This window comes from Pseudomonas sp. HMSC063H08, assembly GCF_001813645.1.
GTDB lineage: Bacteria > Pseudomonadota > Gammaproteobacteria > Pseudomonadales > Pseudomonadaceae > Pseudomonas > Pseudomonas aeruginosa.
In genome coordinates this window covers 1-792 of sequence record NZ_KV813328.1, presented here as the reverse complement: position 1 = coordinate 792, position 792 = coordinate 1, and the positions used below count along the sequence as shown (strand labels likewise).

Sequence of the window (792 nt, the reverse complement as noted above, 5' to 3'; positions counted from 1 at the left end):
GTTGCGGCGCATGCGTTCGGCCCGGGTGATGATCTCCAGGTTGTCGATAACGACGTTCTGCTTGTTGTTGTCCTTGAAGCAGACGCAATGGCCGGTTGGGATGGGGCCGAAGTGTTCTTCCCAGAGCAGGATGTGGATGCCCTTCCAGTCCCGGGGGGGATAGCCGGTATCCGAGATCTTTCGTTGCAGGTAGCCATCAGCGCTGACCCGCGTGCTGCCGACTGGGAGCCATGTGTGGGGCTTTTGCCCCTTCTTGAACTGCGTTTCTGGTGCGCGTCCTCGCGCGGGCAGCCCCTTCATGCCGCAGTTCCATGGGGTGTTTCCCTTCTTGAACCGAGTTGCGCTGCCCCAGTCCTGCCGGATCTTCTTGGAGAACTCGGGGCTTTTTTTCAGCCCGAGCCGATACGCTTTGGAGCAGATCTGCTGGAGCGTTTTGTTCAACCTGGCTGCCAGGACCTCGTTCGGCATATCCGGATACAGGCGCAGCAGCACCAGTTCCTGTTCGGCGGTCCAGGTTTCGCGGATGCAGCGCTCCTCTCGGTTGCTGAATTTGCGGCGGGCACGCACAAGGGCCTCGTAGGCGATGGTCGAGAGAGCAGAGCGAGTCATCGGGAACCTCCCTGCTCGAGCGCCCCCTGAACTTGCCGGCTGACGCCGCGGTGCAGGCGAGTGTTTTTGCCGTGCTCCCAGCCTGCTTGCAGCGAGGCCTGGTCATAGGCAAGGGCCTTCGTAAGCGCCGCCGGCTCCAGGTACTTCAACGCCGGATGGTGTAGTTCGAGGTAGGCCTTGATG

Annotated in this window: 1 protein-coding gene and 1 pseudogene; both read right to left on the bottom strand. The window is 61.5% G+C overall.

Translation table 11 applies throughout. The features are described 5' to 3' along the window. On the bottom strand, window positions 1-609 hold a 609-nt coding region (locus HMPREF2924_RS01715; protein ID WP_070700321.1), incomplete at its 3' end, for an HNH endonuclease signature motif containing protein. After that, window positions 606-792: pseudogene (locus tag HMPREF2924_RS36145) on the bottom strand (DUF2786 domain-containing protein); the annotation flags it as partial. The pseudogene HMPREF2924_RS36145 and the gene HMPREF2924_RS01715, both read right to left, overlap by 4 nt.